This window comes from Longimicrobium sp., from assembly GCF_036399255.1.
Taxonomy (GTDB): domain Bacteria; phylum Gemmatimonadota; class Gemmatimonadetes; order Longimicrobiales; family Longimicrobiaceae; genus Longimicrobium.
Map to the genome: position 1 here is coordinate 1 of NZ_DASWNM010000001.1, position 23,486 is coordinate 23,486.

Genomic DNA, 23,486 nt, shown 5'->3' on the forward strand with positions numbered 1-23,486 from the left:
GGCCAGCAGCTGCAGCACGCTCAGCGAGTGCCCGCCCAGGTCGAAGAAGCGCTCGTGCACGCCGATCGGGCCCGTCTTCAGCACCTCGCTCCAGATCTCGCACAGCAGCGACTCCACCGGCGAGCGGGGCGGCACGTACCCCTCGCGGGCCGCGAAGCCGGCGGCGCGGGGCGCGGGAAGCGCCTTGCGGTCCACCTTGCCGCCCGGCAGGCGCGGCAGCGTCTCGAGGGTGACGAACGCCGCGGGGACCATGTAGTCGGGAAGGCGGCGGCGCAGGTGCTCGCGCAGCTCGGCCGCGGCGGGCGCCGTGCCGGCGGCCGGGACCACGTAGCCCACCAGCGTGGGTCCGCCGGGGCCGGGGCGCACGGCGGCCACGGTCGACTCGACCCCCGGGCACGAGGCCAGCACGGCCTCTACCTCGCCCAGCTCGATGCGGAAGCCGCGGATCTTCACCTGGTCGTCGGCGCGGCCCAGGAACTCCACGGCGCCGTCGGCGCGGTGGCGCGCCAGGTCGCCCGTGTGGTACATCCGCGCGCCGGGCGCGGGGCTGAACGGGTCGGGGACGAACCGCTCCGCCGTCATCCCGGGGCGCGACAGGTAGCCGCGGGCCAGGCCGGGGCCGCTGGCGTACAGCTCGCCGGGGGCGCCGGGCGCCACCGGGCGCAGCGCGCCGTCCAGCAGGTACAGCCGCGTGCCGCTTACCGGCGTGCCGATGGGGAGCAGGCCGCCGTCTTCATCCCCCCGGTAGCGCCAGGACAGGACGTCGATGGACGCCTCGGTGGGGCCGTACAGGTTGATGAGCTCCACCCCCGGCAGCCGGCCGCGGACGTCGCGGGCCAGCGCCACCGGGTACGCCTCGCCGCCGCACGACAGGCGGCGGAGCGCGGTGCACGCCTCCAGCCCCGGCTGCACCGCCAGCACCTGCAGCATGCTGGGGACGAGCTGCAGCGTGGTGACGCCGTGCTTCGCCATCGTGTCCACCAGGTACGCCGGGTCCTGGTGCCCGCCGGGACGCGCCACGACCACGCGGCCGCCGGTCCACAGGGGAAGGAACAGCTCCCAGACGCTGGCGTCGAAGGTGTACGGCGTCTTGAACAGGGTCGCGTCCGACGCGTCCATGGGGTACGTCCCGGCCACCCACGCCACGCGGTTGCAGATGCCGCGGTGCGGGATCATCACCCCCTTGGGACGCCCGGTGGATCCCGACGTGTAGATCACGTAGGCCAGGTTCGCCGGCGTCGCGGCCGCCTCCACCGCCGCGGTGGGCAGCGTCTCGTCCGCCTCCGTCTCGCCGATGCGGACGAAGGGGAGGGCGGCCTCGGGGAGCCCGGCGATCAGGTGCTCCTGCACCACCAGGGCGCGGGGGCGCGCGTCGCCGATCATGTACGCCAGGCGGTCGGCCGGGAGCGCCGGGTCCAGCGGCAGGTACGCGCCGCCGGCCTTGAGAATGCCCAGCATCCCGCTGATCATCCCCGCGCTCCGCTCGGCGACCAGCCCCACCACCGCGTCCGGCCCCACCCCCGCCGTCCGCAGCGCGTGCGCGATGCGGTTGGAGCGGGCGTCCAGCTCGGCGTACGTCACCGGGCCGTCCTCCGTCTCCAGCGCCACGGCCCCGGGCGTCGCCGCGGCCTGGCCGACGAAGCGGGTGTGGAGAAGCAGGCCGTCGACGTCGGCCGGCGTGCTCCGGTTCCACGTCTCCAGCACGCGGTGCCGCTCGTCCGCCGACAGGAGCGGAAGGGCGCGCACCGGGGTCTCCGGCTGCGCCGTGGCCGCGTCCAGCAGGGTGTGGAAGTGCCCCAGCCAGTGCTGGATGGTCCCGGTGTCGAACAGGTCGGCGTTGAACTGGGCCTCCAGCCACGCCTCGTTCTCCGCCTCCATGGCGATCACGGAAAGGTCGAAGCGGGCCACGCCCGTGTCCACGTCCAGCGGCTGGCCCACCGCGCCGCCCATCCGCAGCTCGCCCGCGCCGGCGCGCGACCAGGTGAACGAGACGGGAAGCAGCGCCGGGCGCGACGGGTCGCGGGCCAGCTCCAGCGCCTCGGCCAGGCGGCTGACGGGAATGCCGCGGAACTCCAGCCCGTCCATCAGCCGGCCGGTGGCCTGCCGCAGGTACGCGCGGAACGAGGGGTCGCCGGCCAGGCGGCTGCGCTGCGGCAGCAGGTCGGCGAAGTAGCCCACGGCGGGGTCGCAGTCGTCCCACGCCTGCCCGGCGCTCAGCGTGCCCGCCACCACGTCGTCCTGGCCCGTGACGCGGTGCAGGAAGAGCTGGAAGGCGGCGAACTCCACCGCGTACGGCGTGCTGCCGTGCGCGTCGGCCAGCTCGGCGACGCGCCGCACCACCGCCGGGTCCATGGCGTGGTAGGCGCGGCCGCCGCGAAAGGTCTGCGTGGCGCCGCGGGGACGGTCCGTCGGCAGCTCCAGCACGGGAACGGGCGCGGCCAACTCGGCGCGCCAGTGCTCCAGCGCCTCCTTCTGCGCCCCGGGGTCCACGCGCCCCATCACCGCGGCGGCGTAGCTGCCGGGCGCGGCCAAGCCGTGCGGCCGGCCGGTGGCGCGGGCCGTGTACAGGGCCTGCAGCTCGTCCTGGATGGTCGAGAGCGACCAGCCGTCGGTGACCGCGTGGTGAATGACGAACAGCAGCGCGTGGTCGTCCTGCGCCATGCGGACGATGCGGGCGCGCAGCAGCGGCCCCGCCGCCAGGTCGAACGGCGCGGCGATGGTCTCGGGGATCAGCGCCCGCAGCCGCGCCTCGGCCTCGTCCGCCGCCAGGCCGCCCAGGTCGACGACGGGCACGTCCACGCGCAGCGACGGCTCCACGTGCTGCGCGTCGCCGCCGGCGTCGAAGCGGGTGCGCAGCGCCTGGTGGCGGGCGATGAGGTCGTTCCACGCGGCCTGCATGGCCCGGGCGTCGAACGCCCCGCGGATGCGCATCCCCATCGGCTCGTTGTAGGCGGCGGCGCCCTCTTCCGACATCTGCGCCACCAGCCACAGCTCGCGCTGCGAAGCCGTCAGCGGCAGCGTGATCACCTCCGTCTGCTCCGCGGCCTCCACGTCCGCCGCGGCCGTCACGGCGCCGGTGGATACGGCGGCCTCGGTGGATACGGCGGCGTCCGTGGATACGGCGGCCTCGGCGGATACGGCGGCTTCGGCGGATACGGTGGCCTCGGCGGATACGGCGGCCCCGGCGGCGGCTTCCTCCACCGACGCGCCCAGGAAGCCGGCGCGGCGCATCTCGGCCGCGGCGCCGCGAAGGGCGGCGCGGGCGGCGTCCAGGTCCGAGTCGGTGTGCGCGATGGAGAGGTGGCACACGCCGTTCGCGGGCAGGTGCACGCCGCGGACGCGCAGGTGCAGGCGCAGCGCGTGCAGGTCGTCGGCGTCGCCGCGCAGGGCCACGCGGGCGCCGTGCACGTTCACCACCACGGTGGGCAGCTCGCCGAAGGCCTCGCGGAGCGCGGCGGCCAGCGCACCGGCGCGGCGCGACAGGCCGGCGTAGAAGGCGTCGCCCTCCGCGCGCACGTGGGCCAGCACCGCGCGGGCCGCCGCGATCGACAGGGCCGGGGCGCTGGAGCCGGGGAGCAGGGTGCGCTCGGCGCCATCCAGCGCGTCCAGGTACCGCGCGCGCCCGGCGACCGCGCCCAGCGGCGCGCCGCCCGCGATGGCGGCGCCGAGCACCACCAGGTCCGCGTCGATCCCGTGCTGGCGCGCGGCGCCGCCGGGAAGGTGCGGGAACGTCGCGCCCTCGTCCACGATCAGCGCGGCGCCGGCGTCGGCGCAGACGCGCGCCAGGGCGCGCAGGAACTCGCCCGGCTCCATCTCGGCGTGCGGGGCGCGCGTGGGATCCACGATCACCGCGGCGATCCGCGGCCCGCGGGCGCGCAGCGCCTCCAGGGCGGCGGCGCCGTCGTCCAGCACCAGCACGCTCTCCACCGCGCCGGCGGGAACGCCGCCCGCCGCGGGGATGCTTCCCCCGCCCGGGAGGGCGCGGCGCGCCAGCACGCCGTCCGCCGCGCCGTGGTCGGCGCCGGCGAACAGGGCCACGGTGTCGCGCCGCGTCACCGCGCGGGCCACGCGCATGGCCGTGGCCACCGCCTCGTCGCGCGAGGCCACGAAGGCGGCGCGCTCCGTCCCGATCATCTCCCGCAGCAGCTCGGCGGCCTCGGCGGCCAGCGCCGTCCGCGCGCCGAAGGCGGTGCCGCGCTCCAGCTCCGCGCGCACCGCGTCGGCGGCGACGGCGGGGGCGTGGCCCAGCGGCAGCGCGCCGCCGCCCATCTCCAGGTCCACGTAGACGTTGCCGTCCGCGTCCGTCACCAGGCCGCCCCGCGCCCGGTCGATGGCCAGCGCGCCGCCCGCCGCGCCGAAGCCGCGGCGAAGTCCGGCGGCGCCGCGCGGGTCCGCCACGGTCTGGCGGGCGCGCCGGGCGGCGCGGACGGACTCCGGCGTCCGGGCCGCCACCCGCTCCGCCAGGCCGGCGGCGTGGGCGGCGCGGCGCGCGTCCAGCGGCGCGTCCTCATCCAGCGTGTCGAAGCCGGTGCCGGCGTCCGCGTCGGCGGTCTGCACCCCCGGCGCGGCCGGCGCGGCCTGGACCACGGGCGCGGCCGGCGGCGTCGAGGCGACGGTGGCGCCGGGGTGGGCGCGGATAGCGTTCAGCTGCTCGGCCATCAGCGCGAGCTGCTGGGCCATGATGCGCTCCAGCACCGTGGCGCCGGCCGCCAGCACCGCGGCGGGCGCGGACGGGACCGCCGGAGCCGGCGCGTTCGCCGCCGGGGCGGCCCCGGCGGCCACGGCCGGCGTTTCGATGGCGGGGGCTTCGGCGGCGGGCGCGGCGGCGCGGGCCACCGGCTCCGCTTCGGGAGGAAGCGCGCGGTCCAGGTGCGCGGCCAGGGCGTGCAGCGTGTTCAGCTCGTCCAGCATCTCGCGGAACGGCACCCGCACGCCGAACTGGTCGCGGACGTAGCGGCTGGCGCGCAGCAGCAGCAGCGAGTCGGCGCCGTGGGACTGGAACGTATGGTGGGGCTCGACCTGCTCCGCGCCGACCCCGTACAACCGGCCGAACTCGTCGCGCAGCAGCTGCGTGATGCGCAGGTACCGCGGCGTCGCGGGATGAACCACCGTACTGGACTCAGGCGTCACCGCGCCTCCTCATGGATTCGAGGGGAAAAGCCTTGAACGTGAGCCGCGGCGCGCGCGGACACGTGAGAAATCGGTTTGCGCGGCCGTCCGGCGTGCCGGCGGCAGGGGAGCGCAAGGGGGTACGGCTCATGAACCGGCCTGGCGCGGGGCGCCTTCGTCCGCGGCGGCATCGCCGGCCGCGGCCAGCAGCCGGGCCTGTCGCGACATCAGCTGGATCTGCCCGCTGATGAGCGCTTCCAGGGCCTCGAGGGGAACGGTCTCGGCGGTCGCGCTCGCGGGGAGTGCCGCGGCGGCTTCGGAAGCCGCCGGCGTGCGCGCGGGCGCGTCGATCCAGTGGCGCGAGCGCTGGAACGGGTACGTGGGAAGCCGCACGCGGCGGCGGCGCTCGTGCTTCCACACGCCGCTCCAGTCGGCCTCCACGCCCTCTGCCCACAGGCTGCCCAGGGCGCGCTGGATGAACGCGACGTCGTCCGCGGCCTCGCCGGGCTGGCGCATGGACGCCACCCTCCGCGCGTCCGCCGCGCCCTCCTGCGCCTCGATCAGCGCCGACAGGCTCCGTCCCGGGCCCACCTCCAGCATCACCACGTCCGGCAGCGCCAGCAGGGTCCGGGCGCCCTCGCGAAAGCGGACGGTCCGGCGAAGGTGCCGGGCCCAGTACGCCGGGTCCCGCGCCTCGTCCACCGTGATCCACGTTCCCGTGACGTTGCTGATCCACGGCAGCTCCGGCGCGCGGCGGGGCACGCGGGCCACCAGGGCGGTGAACTCGTCCAGCACCGGGTCCATCATGGGCGAGTGGAGGGCGTGCGGCGTGTCCAGCCGCGCGTGGCGCACCTCCGTCCCGGCCAGCCGCGCCTCCAGCGCCGCCACCGCCGCCTCCGTCCCCGACACCACGCAGCGGTCCGGCGCGTCGTCGCCGGCCACGGCCAGCCCGGCGCCCAGCAGCGCGCGCGCCTCGTCCACCGGCAGGGCGACGGAGAGCATCGCGCCGCGGGGAAGCGCCTGCACCAGCCGTCCGCGCGCCGCCACCAGCGACACCGCGTCTTCCAGCGCGAACACGCCGGCCAGGCACGCCGCCGCGTACTCGCCGATGCCGTGGCCCAGCATGGCGGCCGGGCGCACCCCCCACTCCATCCACAGCATCGCCGTGGCGTACGCGGTCGCGAACAGCGCGGGCTGGGCGATCGTCGTGCTCCGCAGCCGCTCCGCCGCCGCGTCCCCGCCCCCGGGCGCGGGATGGAGCAGCGCGCGCAGGTCCTCGCCGACGTGCGGGCGCAGCAGCGCCGCGCACCGGTCGATCGCGGCGCGGTACGCCGGCTCCGTCTCGTACAGGCCGCGCCCCATCCCGGGGTACTGCGCGCCCTGGCCGGGAAACAGGAAGGCCACCGGCGGCGCGGACGGTCCCGCGCGCCCCGACACCACCCCCGCCCCGCCCTCCAGCGCCGCCGCGGCGCTCTCCGCGTCGGCCGCGACCACGGCGCAGCGCACCGCGAACCCCTGGCGGCCGGCCTGCAGCGTGTAGGCGGCGTCCGCCAGCGGCACGTCCTCCGTGCGCAGGTGCGCCGCCAGCTCCGCGCGGGCCTGCGCCAGCGCGGCGTCGGTGCGGGCGGAAAGCGTCAGCAGCTGCCAGGGGCGGCGCGCCGGCTGCGCGGGGACGCGGGGCGCCTCTTCGATCACCACGTGCACGTTGGTCCCGCCCATCCCGAACGAGCTGACGCCGGCGCGGCGCGGGGCGGCGCCCTCCGCCGTCCACTCCAGCCCCTCGTCCGCCACCTGGAACGGGGTGGCGGCAAAGTCGATGGCCGGGTTGGGCGCCTGGAAGTGCGGCGTGGCCACGATGCGGCGGTGGTGCAGCGAGAGCACCGCCTTGATCAGCCCCGTCACCCCCGCCGCCGTGTCGGTGTGCCCCAGGCTGGCCTTGGCGCTGCCGATGCGGATGCGCGGCCCGCCGCGCGGCGCGGCGCCGTAGACGCGGGTGAGCGCCGCGACCTCCATGGGGTCGCCCAGGGCGGTGCCGGTGCTGTGGCCCTCCACGTAGCCCACCGTGGCCGGGTCCACGCCCGACACGGCCAGCGCCTCGGCGATCACGGCCGCCTGCCCGTCCACGCTGGGCGCCGCGTACCCCATCTTGCCCGCGCCGTCGTTGTTGACGGCGCTGCCGCGGATGACCGCCAGGATCGGGTCGCCGTCGGCCAGCGCGTCCTCGACCCGGCGCAGCGCCACCAGGGCGACGCCGCTGCTGGGCACCGTTCCCTGGGCGCGCGCGTCGAACGGGCGGCAGCGGCCGTCGGGAGAAAGGATGCCGCCCTCCTCGTACAGGTAGCCGTGGTCGAGCGGCACGCCCACGCTGGCGCCGCCGGCCAGCGCCAGCTCGCACTCGCCCGTCAGCAGGCTCTGGCAGGCCTGGTGCACGGCCACCAGCGAGGTGCTGCACGCCGCCTGCACGCTGATGGCGGGGCCGCGCAGGTCCAGGCGGTACGCCACGCGCGCGGCCAGGTGGTCGGCCGCGTTGGCCAGCACCATCGGAAAGAAGCCGCGGGTGCCGGCCTGCACGGCGGGCCATACGTTCTGCAGCAGGTAGCCGTTGAAGCCCGTGCCGCCGAACACGCCCACGCGCCGGCCGCGGGCGGTGTGGCCGCAGCGCTCCAGCGCCTCCCAGGCGCACTCCAGGAACAGCCGGTGCTCCGGCGGGGTGAGCGCCGCCTCGGCGGGCGTCATCCCGAAGAACCCCGCGTCGAACTGCTCCACCCCCCGCAGCACGCCGGCGGCGCGCACGTAGTCGGGGTCGGCCAGGACGTGCTCCGGCACCCCCGCCGCGCGCAGCTCGTCGCCGGTGAAGAAGGTGATCCCCTCGCGCTCGTCCAGCAGCAGCCGCCACAGCGCCTCGGGGGTGCCGGCGCCGGGAAAGCGCCCCGCCACCGCCACGATGGCGATCCCCTCGGGGACGCCGGTTTCCATCGCGTCGCTCACGGCGCCCCCTCCGCCGCCGCGCGGCGGCGGGCAAGCCGGTCCTGGTGGCGCGACCGCATCTCGCGCCGCGCCTCGCCCGCCTCGCGGGCGGCCTCGGTGCCGCCCGGCGCGCCGCCGCGCAGGAACGCGGCGAGCGAGCGGACGGTGGGGTACGCGAACAGGTCCAGCATGGTCAGCCCCGGCGCCGTTTCGCGCAGGCTCCGGTACAGGCGCGCGGCAAGGAGCGAGTGGCCGCCCAGGTCGAAGAAGTTGTCCTCGGCCCCCACCTGCTCCACGCCCAGCAGCTCGCGCCACAGGGCGGCCAGCTCGGCCTCGCCCTCGCCGTCGGCGGGGACCAGGGCCCGCGGGGCCGGCGGCTCCGGCTCCGGCAGGGCGTTGCGGTCGGTCTTGCCGCTGGGGGTCAGGGGGATGGCCTCCATCCACACGAACGCGGTGGGGACCATCGCCTCCGGCAGCCGCGACTGCAGGTGGGTGCGCAGGACGTGCGCTTCGGGCGCGGCGCCTTCGGGCACCACCCAGCCGACGAGCCGCGGCTCGCCGCCCGGGGTCGTCCGCACGGCCACGGCGGCCTCGCGCACGGCGGGGTGCAGGCGCAGCGCGGCCTCGACCTCGCCGGTCTCGATGCGCACGCCCTTGATCTTTACCTGCCCGTCCAGCCGGCCGGAGTACTCCAGCACCCCCTCGGCCCGCCACCGCGCGCGGTCGCCGGTGCGGTACAGCCGCATCCCGGGCCGCACGGAGAAGGGATCGGGAACGAAGCGCTCGGCGGTGAGCCCGGGGCGCGCGTGGTAGCCGCGCGTCACCCCCGGCCCGCCGATGAACAGTTCGCCGGAAACCCCGGTCGGCTGCGGGCGCAGGGCGGCGTCCAGCACGTAGACGCGGGTGTTGGCGATGGGCCTGCCCACGGGGATGGAGGCCGCCTCGCCGGCCACGTCGTGCGTGGTGGACCAGACCGTCGTCTCCGTCGGGCCGTACATGTTGACGAGCCCGTCGGGAAGGACGGTGCGGATCTGCGCGGCCAGCGCGGGGGGGAGCGCCTCGCCGCCCAGCAGAAGGCGGCGCAGCGGGGCGAGCGCATCCACCCCCGCCTCGGCGATCAGCAGCGCGGCCAGGCTGGGCGTGCACTGCATGTGGGTCACGCCGTGGCGGCGGATCTGCTCGGGGATCCCTTCGTCGTCCCCGGCCTGCTCCGCCTCGGGCTGCACCACCACCCTGAAGCCGCGGGCCAGCGTCCACAGCAGCTCCAGCACGTGGATGTCGAAGCCGGTGCGCGTAAGCGCCAGCCAGGTGCCGGGGACGGGCCCGCCCACGCGCGCGTCCATCCCGGCGAAGAAGCTGACGGCGTTGGCGTGCGTCACCTCCACCCCCTTGGGACGGCCGGTGGATCCGGAGGTGTAGATGACGTACGCCGCGTTGTCCGGGTGGGCCGCTTCGGCCAGCGCCTCCGCCGGCTCCGCCGCGATCGCGCCGGCATCGCCGTCCACCGTCGTCACGCGCACGCCCTCCGCCTCCGGCGCGCGGAGCGACGACTGCGTCACCAGCACCCGGGCGCCGGAATCGGCCAGCATGTACGCCAGGCGGTCCGCGGGATACGCGGGATCCAGCGGCAGGTACGGCGCGCCCGTCCTGAGCACCGCCAGCATCGCCACCACCGTCTGCGCCGAGCGCTCCAGGCAGATGCCCACGGGCGCTTCGGGCCCGGCGCCCAGCGCGCGCAGGCGGCGGGCAAGGCGGTTGGCGGCGGCGTCCAGCTGCGCGTACGTCAGCGCCGCGCCGCCAAAGACCACGGCGGGGGCGCCGGGCGTCCGCGCCGCCTGCCGCGCGATCTCGCCGTGCACGGTGGCGTCCGCCGGCCACGCGCGGGCCGTGGCGTTCCATCCCTCCACCACCGTTCCGCGCTCGGCCGCGTCCATCAGCGGCAGGGCCGACAGGCGCAGCGAGGGGTCCGCCGCCGCGGCGGCCATCAGCGTCCCCAGGTGGCCGATCATCCGCCGCGCGGTCTGCGCCTCCCACAGGTCGGTGCGGTACTCCAGCACCCCCTCGATGGCGTCGCCGGCGTCGCGCACCAGCAGCGACAGGTCGAACTTGGCCGTGGCGCCCACGGGATCCACCCCCTCCACCGTCAGGCCGCCGAAGCCGCCGTCGCCCTGGGGGGTGTTGTCCAGCGCCAGGAACGACTGGAAGAGCGGGTTGTGCCCCAGGCTGCGCCCGGGCTGAAGGTCTTCGACCAGCCGCTCGAAGGGGACGTCCTGGTGCGCGTAGGCGCCCAGCGTCGCCTCGCGCACGCGGCGCAGCAGCTCGCCGAAGGCGGGGTCGCCGGAAAGGTCCGTCCGCAGCACCAGGGTGTTGACGAAGCAGCCGATGAGCCCTTCCAGCTCCGGCCGCACCCGGCCCGCGATCGGCGAGCCGACGACGACGTCGGTCTGGCCGGAGTAGCGGGCCAGCAGCGCCGTCCACCCCGCCATCAGCACCATGTACAGCGTGGCGCCCTCGCGGCGGGCCAGGGCGCGCAGCCGCGCGGTGGTGGCCGGGTCCAGGCGCACGGGCGCCCACGCGCCGCGGTACTCCTGCACCGCGGGGCGCGGACGGTCGGTGGGCAGCTCCAGCAGCGCGGGGGCGCCGCGCAGGCGGCCGCGCCAGTACGCCATCCCGGCCTCCAGCGCCGCGCCCCGCAGCGACTCGCGCTGCCACGCCGCAAAGTCGCCGTACTGGATCGGCAGCTCCGGGAGCGGCGACTCCCGGCCCTCCGCGAACGCGGCGTAGAGCACCGACAGCTCGCGCACCAGCACGCCGATGCTCCACCCGTCGGCCACGATGTGGTGCACGTTCCACAGCAGCACGTGGTCGTCGTCCGAAAGCCGCAGCAGCTCGGTCCGGAAGAGCGGGCCGTGCTCCAGGTCGAACGGGGCGGCGGCCACCGCCCGGCGGCGCGCCAGCAGCCCGGCCTCGCGCTCCGCCGCCGGCAGCGGCGACAGGTCGGCCCGCTCCAGCGCCAGCGCCGGCGCGGGAAGCACCAGCTGCACGGGCTCACCCTCTTCGACGGCGAACACGGTGCGCAGCACCTCGTGCCGGACGATCACCTCGTCCAGGGCGGCGCACAGGGCGTCCACCCGGAGGGCCCCGCGCAGGCGCAGCCCGCCGGGAATACCGTACGCCCCGCCCGCGGCCGCCATCTGGTCCAGCACCCACAGGCGCCGCTGGGCAAACGACGCGGGAAGGACGAACGCCTCCGAAAGGTCCGGCGCCTGCACGGCGCCGGGCACGGCGGGAGTTTCCATCAGGCTCACAGGGCACCCGTCGGCTTGCGGTCGGTCATGGTGCGGCGGGCATGGCGCGCGATGGGCGCCATGCCGGCCACGCTCATCGTCCCCTGCGCCACCAGCAGCCGCTCTACCTCGGCGGCCAGGGCGCCCAGCGTGGGGTGCTCGAAAAAGGCGCGCACCGACACCGCCACCTGCAGCACGTCCCGTGTGCGCGAGGCCGCCTGCATGGCGCGCAGCGAGTGCCCGCCCGTGCCGAAAAAGTCGTCGTTCACGCCCACCCGCGGCACGCCCAGCACCTCGGCCCAGATGCCGGCCAGGGCCTTTTCGGTCTCGGTGCGCGGCGCCACGTACTCCGCGGCGGGCGCGGCGGCGGCCCGCGGCGCGGCAAGCGCGCGGCGGTCCACCTTGCCGTTGGGGGTCAGCGGCAGCTCGGCCAGGGAGACGAACGAGGCCGGGACCATGTAGTCCGGAAGCCGCGCCCGCAGGTGCGCCCGCAGCTCGGCGGCGGCGGGTTCGCCGTCCGCGGCCACGTACGCCACCAGCGACCGCTCGCCCGTGGCGTCGGCGTGCACGGTCACGGCGGCGGCGCGCACGGCGGGGTGGGCGGCCAGCGCCGCCTCGATCTCGCCCGTCTCGATGCGGAAGCCCCGCACCTTGACCTGCTGGTCCAGCCGGCCCAGGAACTCCAGCGTGCCGTCCGGCAGCCGGCGCACGCGGTCGCCCGTGCGGTACATCCGCCCCCCCGGCTCGCCGAACGGATCGGGGAGGAAGCGCCCGGCCGTGAGCGCCGCGCGCCCCAGGTAGCCGCGCGCCAGCCCGTCGCCCGCGGCGAACAGCTCGCCGGGCACGCCTTCGGCCGCGGGGGCCAGGGCCGCGTCGAGCACGTACGCCCGCGTCCCCGCGATGGCGCGGCCCAGCGGGATGGACGCCCGCCCGGCGTCGCCCGGACGGATGGTGTGGCAGCAGGTGAAGGTGGTGTTCTCGGTGGGCCCGTAGCCGTTGATCAGCCGCACCCCCGGCAGCCCGGCCAGCGCGCGCGCCACCTGCGGCGGCGAAAGCACGTCGCCGCCGGCCAGCAGCTGCCGCACGCCGGCCAGGTCCGCCAGCCGCGCGTCGACCATGCGGTGAAAGAGGCCCGCGGTAAGCCAGAGGGTGGTGACGCCCTCTTCGCGGATGAAGGCGCCCAGCTCTTCGAGCGAAGGCATCGCCCCCGGGAACGGGGCGATGCGGCCCCCGTTCAGCAGCGCGCCCCACACCTCCAAGGTCGAGGCGTCGAACGCCACGGGCGCCAGCTGCAGGAACACCTCGTCGGCGCCGAGCGCCGCGAAGTCGGCGCCGCGCACCAGGCGGACGACGGCGCGGTGCGGCACGGCCACGCCCTTGGGGGTGCCGGTGGAGCCGGAGGTGTAGACCACGTACGCCAGCGAGTCCGGCGCGCACACGTCCGCGGGCGCGCCGCCGGGACGGAGCGCGATCACGTCGGCCTCCGCGTCCAGCCGCACCGCGGGAACGCCGTCCAGCGGCAGCGCCGCCGCCAGCGCCGTGTCCGTCACCACGACGGAGACGCCGGCGTCGCGCAGCATGAACGCCAGGCGCTCCGCGGGATACGCGGGGTCCAGCGGCACGTACGCGCCCCCGGCCTTGAGGATGGCCAGCAGCGCCACCGCCAGCTCCGGCGACCGCTCCAGCGACACGCCCACGCGCGTCTCGGCGCCCACGCCGGCCGCCCGCAGGTGCCAGGCAAGGCGGTTGGCGCGCGCCTCCAGCGCGGCGTACGTGTATCCGCCCGCCGCCGTGCCCACGGCCCGCGCGTGCGGCGTGGCCCGCGCCTGCTCGGCGAACAGGGCGTGCACGGTGGACGGGGGATACGCCCGCGGCGCCGGCGTCCACGACGCCAGCAGGGCCCGGCGCTCGTCCTCCATCAGCGGCGACAGGCGCGACACCGGCGTTTCGGGCGCGTGGGCCGCCGCCCGCAGCAGCGCGGCGAACTGGGTGCCGAAGCGCACCGCCGTCGCCTCGTCGAACAGGTCCGACGCGTAGCACAGCGTTCCCTGCACGCCCCCGTCCGACTCGTACAGCGACAGCTCCAGGTCCAGCTTGGCGAAGTCGGGCGCGTGCCGCGCCCCGCGCACGGCGATGCCGGGAAGCGACAGCCCTTCCCACGGCGCGTCCTCGTACGAGAACACCACCTGGAAGATGGGGCTGTGCGCCAGCGTGCGAACCGGCTGCACCGCCTCCACCAGCTGCTCGAAGGTCAGGTCCTGCCGCGCGTACGCACCCAGCGTGGTCTCGCGCACCCGGCGGACGAGCGCCGCGAACGCGGGGTCGTCGGCCAGCTCCGTCCGCACCGCCAGGACGTTCACGAACAGGCCGGCCATCCGCTCCAGCTCCGGCTGCGGGCGTCCGGCGATCGGCGCGCCGACCACCACGTCCGTCTGCCCGGAGTACTTCGAAAGCAGCGCGCTCCACCCCGCCAGCAGCACCATGTACAGGGTGGCGCCCTCGCGGCGGGCCACGGCGCGCAGCGGCTCCACCGTCTCGCGGGGGATCGTTACCGGCACCAGTCCGCCGCGGAACGACGGGGCGGCCGCGCGCGGGCGGTCCGACGGCAGCTCCAGGAGCGCGGGGGCGCCGGCCAGCTGCGCGCGCCACCACTCCGCCTGCGCCCGCACCCGCGGGCCCTGGAGGTTCCGGCGCTGCCACACCGCGTAGTCGGCGTACTGCACCGGCAGCTCGGCCAGGGGCGACGCCTCGCCGCGCGTGAACGCCGCGTACAGCGCCGACACCTCGCGCCAGGTGACCACGATGCTCCACCCGTCGGTGACGATGTGGTGCGCCACGAGGGCCAGCACGTGCTCGTCGCCGGCCAGCCGCAGCAGCGCCGCGCGGACCAGCGGCCCGTGGGTCATGTCGAAGCGGCGGTTGGCCTCGTCCGACGCCCTGCGCCTGGCCTCGGCCTCGCGCTCCGCCTCCGGCAGCGCGGAAAGGTCGACCGGGACCAGGTCCAGCGAGAACGGGGGAAGGATGCGCTGCACCCAGCCGTCGCCGCGGGGCTGGATCACCGTGCGGTACGCGTCGTGGCGGCGCACCACCTCGTCGAGGGCGCGCGACAGGGCGTCCACGTCCAGCGGGCCGCTCAGGCGCAGGACGCACGGCACGTTGTAGTAGTTGCCCGGCTGCATCTGGTCCACGAACCAGAGCTGCTCCTGCCAGCAGGAAAGCGGCGGCTCGGCGTCGTGCTCCACGGCCGTCACCGGCGGCGGGGCGTCGAACTCGCCGTCCACGCGGCTCACCAGCCGGTCCACCGCGGCCGCCACCCCCTGCACCGTGGGCGTGTCGAAGAACACGCGCAGCGGCAGGGCCACGCCCAGCACCTCCTGCACGCGCCCCGTCACGCGGATGGCGCTCAGCGAGTTGCCGCCCATCCCGAAAAAGTCCTCGTCCGCGCTCACCCGCGGACGCCGCAGCACCTGCGCGACGATCGCCGCCAGCACGTCCTCCGTCGGCGTCCTGGGCGCCGTGAACGCCTCGCCGGCGCCGAACGCCGAGGCGTCGGGCGCGGGAAGGGCGCGGCGGTCCACCTTGCCGCTTCCCGTCAGGGGAAACGCGTCCAGGAACACGAACGCCGCGGGGACCATGTACGCCGGGAGCCCGGCGCGTAGGTGCGTCCGCAGCTCGGCGGCGGCCGGCGCGTCCGGGCCGGGAACGGCGTACGCCACCAGCGCCGTCTCGCCCGCGGCGTCGGGCCGCGCCAGGACGACCACGTCGCGCACGCCGGGATGCCGCAGCAGCGCGGCCTCGATCTCCCCCGTCTCGATGCGCAGCCCGCGGATCTTCACCTGGAAGTCCAGGCGGCCCAGGTACTCGATGGCGCCGTCCGTCCGCCACCGGGCGCGGTCGCCGGTGCGGTACATCCGCGCCCCCGGCTCGCCGAACGGATCGGGGACGAAGACCGAGGCCGTGAGCGCGGGACGGTTCCAGTAGCCGCGCGCCACCTGCACGCCCCCGATGTGCAGCTCGCCGGGGATGCCCACGGGCACCATGGCGCCGCGGCCGTCCAGCACGTGCATCCGCGTGTTCGCCACCGGGAACCCGATCGGCACGTGGGCGCGGACGGTCCCCGGCACGCAGGGCCAGTGGGTCACCTCCACGGCGGCCTCCGTGGGCCCGTACAGGTTCAGCAGCTGCACGCCCCCCAGCACCGCGAAGCAGCGCTCCTGCAGCTCCGCCGTCAGCGCCTCGCCGGAGCAGAAAACGCGGCGGATCGTCGGGCATTCGCGCGCGGCGGGGTGCTCCAGGAACACCCCCAGCATGGACGGGACGAAGTGGATGGCCGTGATCCCCTCGCGGCGGACGAGCTCCGCCATGGCCGCCGGCTCCCGGTGCGCGCCCGGGGCGGCGACCACCAGCCGCGCCCCCGCCAGCGGGGCGCCAAACAGCTCCCACACGCTCACGTCGAAGCTGAACGGGGTCTTCTGCACCACCACGTCCGACGGGCCCAGGCCATAGTGGCTCTGGAACCAGCGCAGGCGGTTCATCACCCCCCGGTGCTCGTTCATGGCGCCCTTGGGGCGGCCCGTGGAGCCCGAGGTGTAGATGATGTAGGCCAGGTTCCCCGGCTCCGCGCCGCCTTCGGGGTTGGCGTCGCTCTCGCCGGAAAGGTCGGTGGCGTCCAGCTCGACGACGGTGGCGTGCGACTCCGGCAGGGTGTCGGCCAGCCGCGCCTGCGTCAGCACCACCGTCGCGGCCGAGTCCGCCAGCATGTAGGCCACGCGCTCCGCCGGGTTGGCCGGGTCCACGGGCACGTACAGGCCGCCCGCCTTCAGCACGCCGTAGAGGGCGACCACCATCTCGAACGACCGCTCCATCACCACCGCCACGGCCACCTCGGGCCCCACGCCCATGGCGCGCAGCCGGTGCGCCAGGCGGTTGGCGCGCGCGTTCAGCTCGCGGCGGGTGATCGTCTCGCCCTCGAAGGTCACGGCCGGCGCGTCGGGGGTGCGCGCCACCTGCGCCTCGAGCGCGCGGGAAAGCGTGGTGTCGGGGCCAAAGTCCACGGCCGTGCTCCCCCACACGCCCACGATCGTCTCGCGCTCCGGGGCCGGGAGCAGCCCGTGCACCGTCCCGGGCAGCTCCGGGTTCGCCGCGGCGCCGCGCACCAGCAGCTCCAGGTGCTCCGCCATCCGCGCCACCGTGGCCGCGTCGAACAGGTCCGCGCGGAACCGCGCCGTCCCCCGCATCCCCTCGCCGTCCGGGCACAGCGCAAACACCAGGTCAAGCGGCGCACCCTCGATCCCCGCCGGCGCCTGGTCCGTGGCGCCCACCGCCACCCCCGCCTGGAACAGCGGGGCGTAGGCCGGGGTGCGCTCCACCTTCAGCGCCTCCAGCAGCGCTCCGAAGGAATCACAACCCAGACAAAGTGTACTACCGCTGGCGCCTTGGACGCGCTCAAGGAGCACGCCGAAGTCCGGATCGCCCGACAGGTCTACCCGCAGGGGAAGCCACGCCGCGCCCTCGGAGGTGCCGATCACCATCTCCCGGGCGCCCGACCAGCGGTGCATCAGCAGGCCGAACGCCGCGTTCAGCGCGGTCGCCAGCGTGGTGCCGCGCGACGCGGCACGTGCGCGCATGGCCGTCACCGCCTCGGCGGAAAGCCGCAGCGGCACGGCGCCCGTCTCGCCCGTGGGGGCGGCGGGGCGGGGACGGTCGGTGGGCAGCTCCAGAAGGGGCGGGGCGCCCGACAGGCGGCGCTCCCAGCAGGAAGGCGCGGCGGCGGCCGGCCTGGCCCGCGGGGCCTCGCCGCCGCGGGAGAACGCGTCGTAAAGCATCTCTACCTCGCGGGGCAGGCGGTCGGCGCCGGCCGCCGCGTCCGCGCACACCACCAGGACCAGCGCGCTGTTTGCGCCACCGTCCAGAAGGATTGCGCGGCCGGGCTGGTTCCTGGCGCCGGGAAGGAGAGCGGCGTGCACCGCGGCAAGGTCCCGGAGCATGTCGTCCGTATGGGGCCAGTCTGCGCACGGTACGAGCTCCGTCCGCAGCAACCCCTCGGCGGGCGCGGCGGCATGGCCGGCGGCGTCCAGGTGGCGGCGGAAGGCCTCGTCCACGGCGCGGCCCAGCGCCCCGGCGTCCACGGGGGCAGCCAGGCGCAGCACGAAGAAGAAGCTCACCGAACCCCCGTCCGCGCGGGTGCCGGAAACGATCCGGGACGCGGAGGCGGAAGTGGCCGGGCTTTCTTCGTGGCGTGCGGAAAGGGCTTCAGAGCGCTGCGACGACATGGCCGGCGGGCATGGAAGGGACGGCTGCCCGCGAAGGTACGGCGCACAACTGCCGGGACCACTCCGGCATCGACACTGCCTGATACATCGGATGCTTTTACCGAGAGGAGGATGGTTGCCGGGGGATGCGGCCCCCAGGGGGCGGCAGGCACCATTCGGCGGGAAATCTACCAGAACTCCAAAACACCTGTCAAGACAGATTTTATTATCGATAATACCGATTAACTTTGCTTGCCGGCCGGGCCCGCGGCCTAAGTCACTCCAGACCGGCAATATGGATCAGGACAAAAATCATGATGAGATCATCCATGCGTCCCTCAACGGCCACCGCGTGGACGCCTTGCTCCGGACGTGCAGAGGGACGCGGCGGATGGCCGCGGGCCCGCTGCCGGACCCGCGTGCCGTCGTGCCGTCGTCGTCCCCGTTCCGCCCCGGGCGAAGGGCGCAATGGCGCCTCCTCGCCCGGCTCCGGCTCAGATCCCCAGCCAGTAGCTGAGCTTGATCAGCAGCACGTTGGTGCCGTCGGCGCCGAACAGGCGGCGCGCGTCGCGGGTCAGGTCGAACGTGCCCACCGGGGTTTCGTCCTGCAGGTCGGTGTTCCACACCACGAACAGGGTGCTTCCCGGCCGGTACTCCCACCGCAGCACCGCGTTGCTGCGCAGCTGCTTGAAGTTGAAGTCCGGCATCTCTTCCAGCGCGTAGGGCCGGAACCGCTCGTCGAAGCCGCGGGCGTTGGCGTCGGCCACCTCCAGCGCGTCCGAGTACCGGCCGCTGCTGATGAAGGGCTGCGCGTAGTACTGCAGCGACAGGCGCGGGGTAAAGGTGTAGCTCAGGCGCGCCGTAAGCGCGGCCGTGGTCTGCTCCAGGCGGGCGAACAGGTAGTGCGGGGCGCCGGCGTCGTCGCGGAGCTGGTCCACGTACTGGGCGGGCACCACGCTGTACGCCAGCGACGGCTGCAGCGACAGGCTGATCCGCGGCGAGGGGCGCAGCGACAGCCCGGGGTACACGCCGATCCCGTAGCCCCCCGCCTCGTCGTCCACGCTTCCCTGCGCGGCCACGTTCCAGCTGGCCCGGCGCCGCTGGTCGCCGGCCACGTTCACGGTGAGCTGCGACCACCCGGACGTCCGCAGCGCCGGGCCGCCGCGCAGCTCGCCCGGCGAGCGCGCCTGCTGCCACCGCTCCACCGTGGCGCTCCCCGTCCAGAAGTTGTTCAGCTGCAGTCCGCCGTCCAGGTTCATGTAGAACTCCACGAACTCGCGGCCAAAGGTGTACTGCTGGCGCTGGAAGGCGTGCACCCACCAGCTGCGGAAGTTCTTCCCCGGCTCGTACTGGGCGTACCCCAGGCCGGCGTACTGCTCGGCGCGGTCGGTCTGCTGCTGGAAGCCGAAGTCGTTGATCTCCAGTCCCGGCGAGCGGGCGCGGGCGCCCGCTTCCCAGGTCCACGGACCGCCCAGGCGCCCCACCTCGAGGTTGCCCACCCACCCGCTCAGGGAGGTGAGCGAGCTGTCCACCGCCAGGTGCCCGGCGTCGGGGCGCTGAAAGCGGCGGGCGGATCCGGTCTGCGCCAGCAGGATGGCCTCCCGGCTTCCCTGCACGCTGCTGCCGGCCATGTAGCCGCTGACTTCGTAGTTGCCGCCGCCAAAGCGGTGGCGTCCGTCGATCCCCGCGGCCAGGGCGGACGAGCGCATGAAGTCCAGCGCCGTGCCGTCCAGCCGGCGGTTCACGTAGGTGGCGATGCCGCCGATCCCCGTGCCGCCGTCGTTGAACTCGCGCATCACCCGTGCGGCGCTGAAGCTGGTGAGCGGCTCCACCGCCACCGCCTCGCGCGCGCCGCCCACCGTGTAGCGCGCCTCTTCCCGGGCCGTCAGCGCGCTCAGCACGCCCAGCGACCAGCCGCTGGCCGTCTTGCCGGAAAGCTTGGCCGCGCCCAGGATGGTGGTCTGCTGGGGCACGTCCGCGAACTCGGCGTCGCCCGGCACCGAGCCGCGCGGGCTGCCGCCGATGCGGCGCGTATAGAACAGGTCGCCCGCGCTGCCGCCCAGCTTGAACTGGAAGAGGCGCGAGTCTTCCACGAAGAACGGACGCTGCTCGGGAAAGCGGGTCTCGAACGCCGTCAGGTTCACCTCCGACGGGTCGGCCTCTACCTGCCCGAAGTCCGGGTTCAGCGTGGCCGCCAGGGTAAAGCTGGAGGTCAGGCTGTAGCGCAGGTCCAGCCCCGTGGCGACCGAGGGCTCGTTGTGCGAGTAGAACGGATCGTCCGCGTCGCCGGGCGCGCGGGTCACGCGCGACACGGCGTACGGCCGCAGCTCCAGCCGCGTGGGCGAGGCCAGCCCGGTCAGCCCCGTCAGCGTGCCGAAGCGCGACACGAAGCCCGGGGCGTCCGGCGGGATCGGCGCCCAGTAGGCCGTCTCTTCGCGCCGCGCCACCACCCGCTGAAAGTTCACGCCCCAGGTGGTGCTGCCCGGCGTAAAGCGCAGCTGCGACAGGGGAATGCGGAACTCCGCCGTCCACCCCGCCGAGTCCACCGCCGTCTGCACCTCCCACACCGCGTCCCAGGTGGCGTCCTGGTCGCCGTCCTCGGCGACGATGAAGTCCTGCTGCACCTCGCGCGGGTTCACGCCCAGCACGTACGCCGACCGGTTGTCGTCGTCGCTGTCGAGCATTACGAACATCCAGTCGGAGTACGTGTTCCCGTCGTCACGACGGGAAAGCTGCGCGGCGATGGAGTCGGGATCGTCGGCCAGGCGCGCGCCCACGTACAGCGCGCCCTCGGTGTACAGCACGCGGACCTCCGTGGCCGCGCTGGCCGGGGCGCCCGGCCGCGGCCCGCGCTGCACGAATCCGCCCGAGACCGGCGCCGCCGCCCACACCGCCTCGTCCAGGCGCCCGTCCAGCACGGGGGGAGCGCCCTGCACGCGCGTCGCGGCCACCGAGAAGGCCGCGCCGCCGCCCTGCGCGGCCGCGGGGCCCGCCATCAGCAGAAACAAACCGGAAACGAACACCGCACGGGTCGCGAACATCTTGCTGCTCCTGCGTTTGAACGAAGGACTCCGCGGGCATGCCCGCGCGCCCGCCGGGTAAGGGGCGGGCGTGTGGGGCCCGGGACAGGATGTGTGGATCGGCCTGACCGCCTCAGCGTGGCGGCGTGAGAGATACTGCGCTGAAAACGGAATGAACCCAGCGGAGCAAAGGGGACGGCCGCGCACTCACTGGGGGGTGTTGCCCCGGCGTGCTTCGCGGCGTCGGCCCGTTCGGGAGAAGGACCGCTGACTGCGTAAGTCTATGATGCGATGACTATCGCGGAAGCATCCGTTCTTGTCAACGTTTCCCGTCGTGAAAATTGAGAAGAAATGTTGGCCCACGCTTCCCCAACGCAGCGAAAATCCTGATAAACGTACGTGTAGCAAATCACATAAATCTTTGTTATGCATAGAGATCGACGGCCATTCAGAAGAACCGGTGCTCGCCGAAACAAACCCGGGTCGCGGAGACGGAGGAAATCCGCACCGGCATCAGCAACGATCACTTCAGGCCGCAAAAACAACACATTGGGACAGGGATGGAGCGCAGGGTAGCAGGACGGGCGCGGTGGCCCTGCGGGTGATACGCGCCTGCGAACCGGCGTCCCTGTCGTGATCATGCCGGATCCTGAAAGAATCATCGTACGGAGGAACGGAGTCAGACAGAGAAAGCGAGTCGAAATATCATCCCGGCTTCCTCTGTCTGACCCTGTTCCTCCGTACGCATGAAGGTGTTGTTTTCCCGGGTTCGGCATCACGTCCGTCCGCCGCGCCATGATGCCCGCGTACGGGGAGCGGAGATCCGGCACGGCGGCTTCCCGCTCATACCGGATCCGGCTCCATGTGAGTCGTCACCCGCTGCGCGGACCCTGGCGTACGATACGCGTGAGCGGCGGGCCCGTTGTTTCCTGTCCGCACCGGAACCCGCGGCGCCGGCGCCAGGGAGCGGCGAGCGTGCGGCGGTGGCAGAAACGCGGGTCCGTGGACGGGGCGGCAAAGGCCGGCATCCGCCAGGCGGAGCCGCCGTAGATCGCCCGCCGGGGAGCGGGAAGGCACAGGCCTTCCCACCCCCCCTCGCCTGCCCCCGGATGCGTCTACAGGGTCTTCAGGACCCCGTCCCCGGCGTCGCCCACCAGCCGGACGGCGCGCACCATCCGGCGCAGCGACGGGCGAGCCTCGCGCGGGACCGCCCCGGCGAGCCCGTCGACGTGCGCGGCCAGCGTGGCCACGGTGGTGTGCTCGAACACGCGCCGCAGCGGCAGGTCCACCTCCAGCGTGCGCCGCACGCGCGCGGCGACCATCGAGGCCAGCAGCGAGTGGCCGCCCAGCTCGAAGAAGTCCGCCTCCACGCTCACCCGCTCGCGGCGAAGCACCTCCGCCCAGATGGCGGCCAGCACCTCTTCCGTGGGCGTGCGCGGATCGACATGCGCCGCGGCGGGCTCCACTCCGCCCCGCGCGTCGGCCTCCAGCGCGCGGCGGTCCGTCTTCCCCGCCGGGGTCAGCGGCAGGGCGTCCATGGGGATGAAGACGGCGGGCACCATGTGCTCCGGCACCCGCTCGCGCAGGTGCTCGCGCAGCGCGGCGGCGTCGACCGGTTCACCCGGCGCGGCCACCAGGAAGGCGGCCAGCTCCGTCCCGCCGCGCACCACCACCGCGCAGTCGGCGATGGAGGCGTGGGCGCGCAGGGCCATCTCGATCTCGCCCGGCTCGATGCGGAAGCCGCGGATCTTCACCTGCTGGTCGATGCGCCCCAGGAACTCCAGCTGGCCGTCCGCCCCGCGCCGGACGCGGTCGCCGGTGCGGTAGAGGATGGCGCCGGGGGTGCCGGAGAACGGGTCGGGGACGAACGCCGCTCCCGTCCGCGCCGGCTGCCCCAGGTAGCCGTCGCCCACGGCGATGCCGCCGATGCACAGCTCGCCCGGCGCGCCGTCGGGCACCAGGCCCATCGACGCGTCCACGATCCAGCAGTCCAGGTTGGGGATCGGCCGGCCGATGGAGACGGCGTGCGTCCCCGCGGGCAGCGGCGCCGTGATCGCCGCCTGCGTCACGTCGTCCGACGCCTCCGTGGGGCCGTACGCGTTCACGACCGTCGTCCCCGGATACGCCGACAGCCAGTCGTTCACGAGGTCCACCGGCACCGTCTCGCCCGTCGCCATTACGCAGCGCAGGGCGGGGAGCGCCTTTTCCTCCGCCGCAAGCGCGGCGGCGTGGTCCAGCAGGCCGCGGAGGACGGCGGGCACGGGCTCGAACAGCGTCACCGCTTCGTCCCGCAGAACCGCCAGCAGCCGCTCCGCGTCCGCCACGGTGTCGGTGTCGACGATGACCGTGCGTCCGCCCAGCACCAGCGGCGCCAGCATCTGCCAGACGCTGATGTCGGACGAGGCCGGGGCGCTCTGCAGGAAGCGGAGAGAATCATCCAGCCCCAGCAGCTCGGCCTCGGCGAACACGTGGTTCACCGCGCCGTCGTGCCGCACCACGGCGCCCTTGGGCAGCCCGGTGGAGCCGGAGGTGTAGAGGAGATACGCCGGGTCGCGCGGGTGCACCTGCCGACCCTCCGGCATCGCATCCGGCTGCGCGGCGAGGTCCGCCGGCCCCAGCACGCGGACGCTGGCGCCCAGCTCCGCGTCCGTCTCATCCAGCGAAAGAACCGCCGTCAGCGACACCGCGTTCTCCAGCGCCGGGGCGGCGGCCTTCGCCAGCAGGTCGCGGGTGATGACGGCCTTTGCGCCGCTGTCGGCCAGCATGTGCCGCAGACGGTGCTCCGGGTACGTGGGATCGACGGGGACGTACGCCGCGCCGCTCTTCAGCACGCCGACGATCGACGTCACGAA

The 23,486-nt window shown here is 74.9% G+C and carries 6 protein-coding genes; all 6 read right to left on the minus strand.

Annotation, left to right across the window (positions count from 1 at the left end):
• On the minus strand, positions 1–5,109 hold a 5,109-nt coding region (locus tag VGC13_RS00005; RefSeq protein WP_331123126.1), incomplete at its 3' end, for an amino acid adenylation domain-containing protein.
• 147 nt (positions 5,110–5,256) lie between these two features.
• A complete protein-coding gene (locus VGC13_RS00010; RefSeq protein ID WP_331123127.1) occupies positions 5,257–8,097 on the minus strand; it encodes a type I polyketide synthase in 2,841 nt (946 codons plus the stop codon).
• Positions 8,094–11,375, minus strand: a complete 3,282-nt coding sequence (locus VGC13_RS00015) for an amino acid adenylation domain-containing protein (RefSeq protein ID WP_331123128.1) — start codon at positions 11,373–11,375, stop codon at positions 8,094–8,096. The genes VGC13_RS00010 and VGC13_RS00015 overlap by 4 nt, the downstream gene beginning before the upstream one ends.
• Before the next feature lie 5 nt (positions 11,376–11,380).
• A complete protein-coding gene (locus VGC13_RS00020; RefSeq protein WP_331123129.1) occupies positions 11,381–17,527 on the minus strand; it encodes an amino acid adenylation domain-containing protein in 6,147 nt (2,048 codons plus the stop codon).
• 581 nt (positions 17,528–18,108) lie between these two features.
• The gene (locus tag VGC13_RS00025) at positions 18,109–20,655 is read right to left on the minus strand and encodes a DUF5916 domain-containing protein (RefSeq protein WP_331123130.1); all 2,547 of its coding nucleotides are present in this window, start codon (positions 20,653–20,655) and stop codon (positions 18,109–18,111) included.
• Positions 20,656–21,749: 1,094 nt separating this feature from the next.
• A partial coding sequence (locus VGC13_RS00030) for an amino acid adenylation domain-containing protein (RefSeq protein WP_331123131.1) occupies positions 21,750–23,486 on the minus strand: 1,737 nt, incomplete at its 5' end.

What these genes read in the sequence shown, in the direction of transcription:
- VGC13_RS00025 (WP_331123130.1), bottom strand. Translation starts at nt 20,655, where the DNA reads ATGTTCGCGACCCGTGCGGTGTTCGTTTCCGGTTTGTTTCTGCTGATG.
- VGC13_RS00015 (WP_331123128.1), bottom strand. Translation starts at nt 11,375, where the DNA reads ATGGAAACTCCCGCCGTGCCCGGCGCCGTGCAGGCGCCGGACCTTTCG.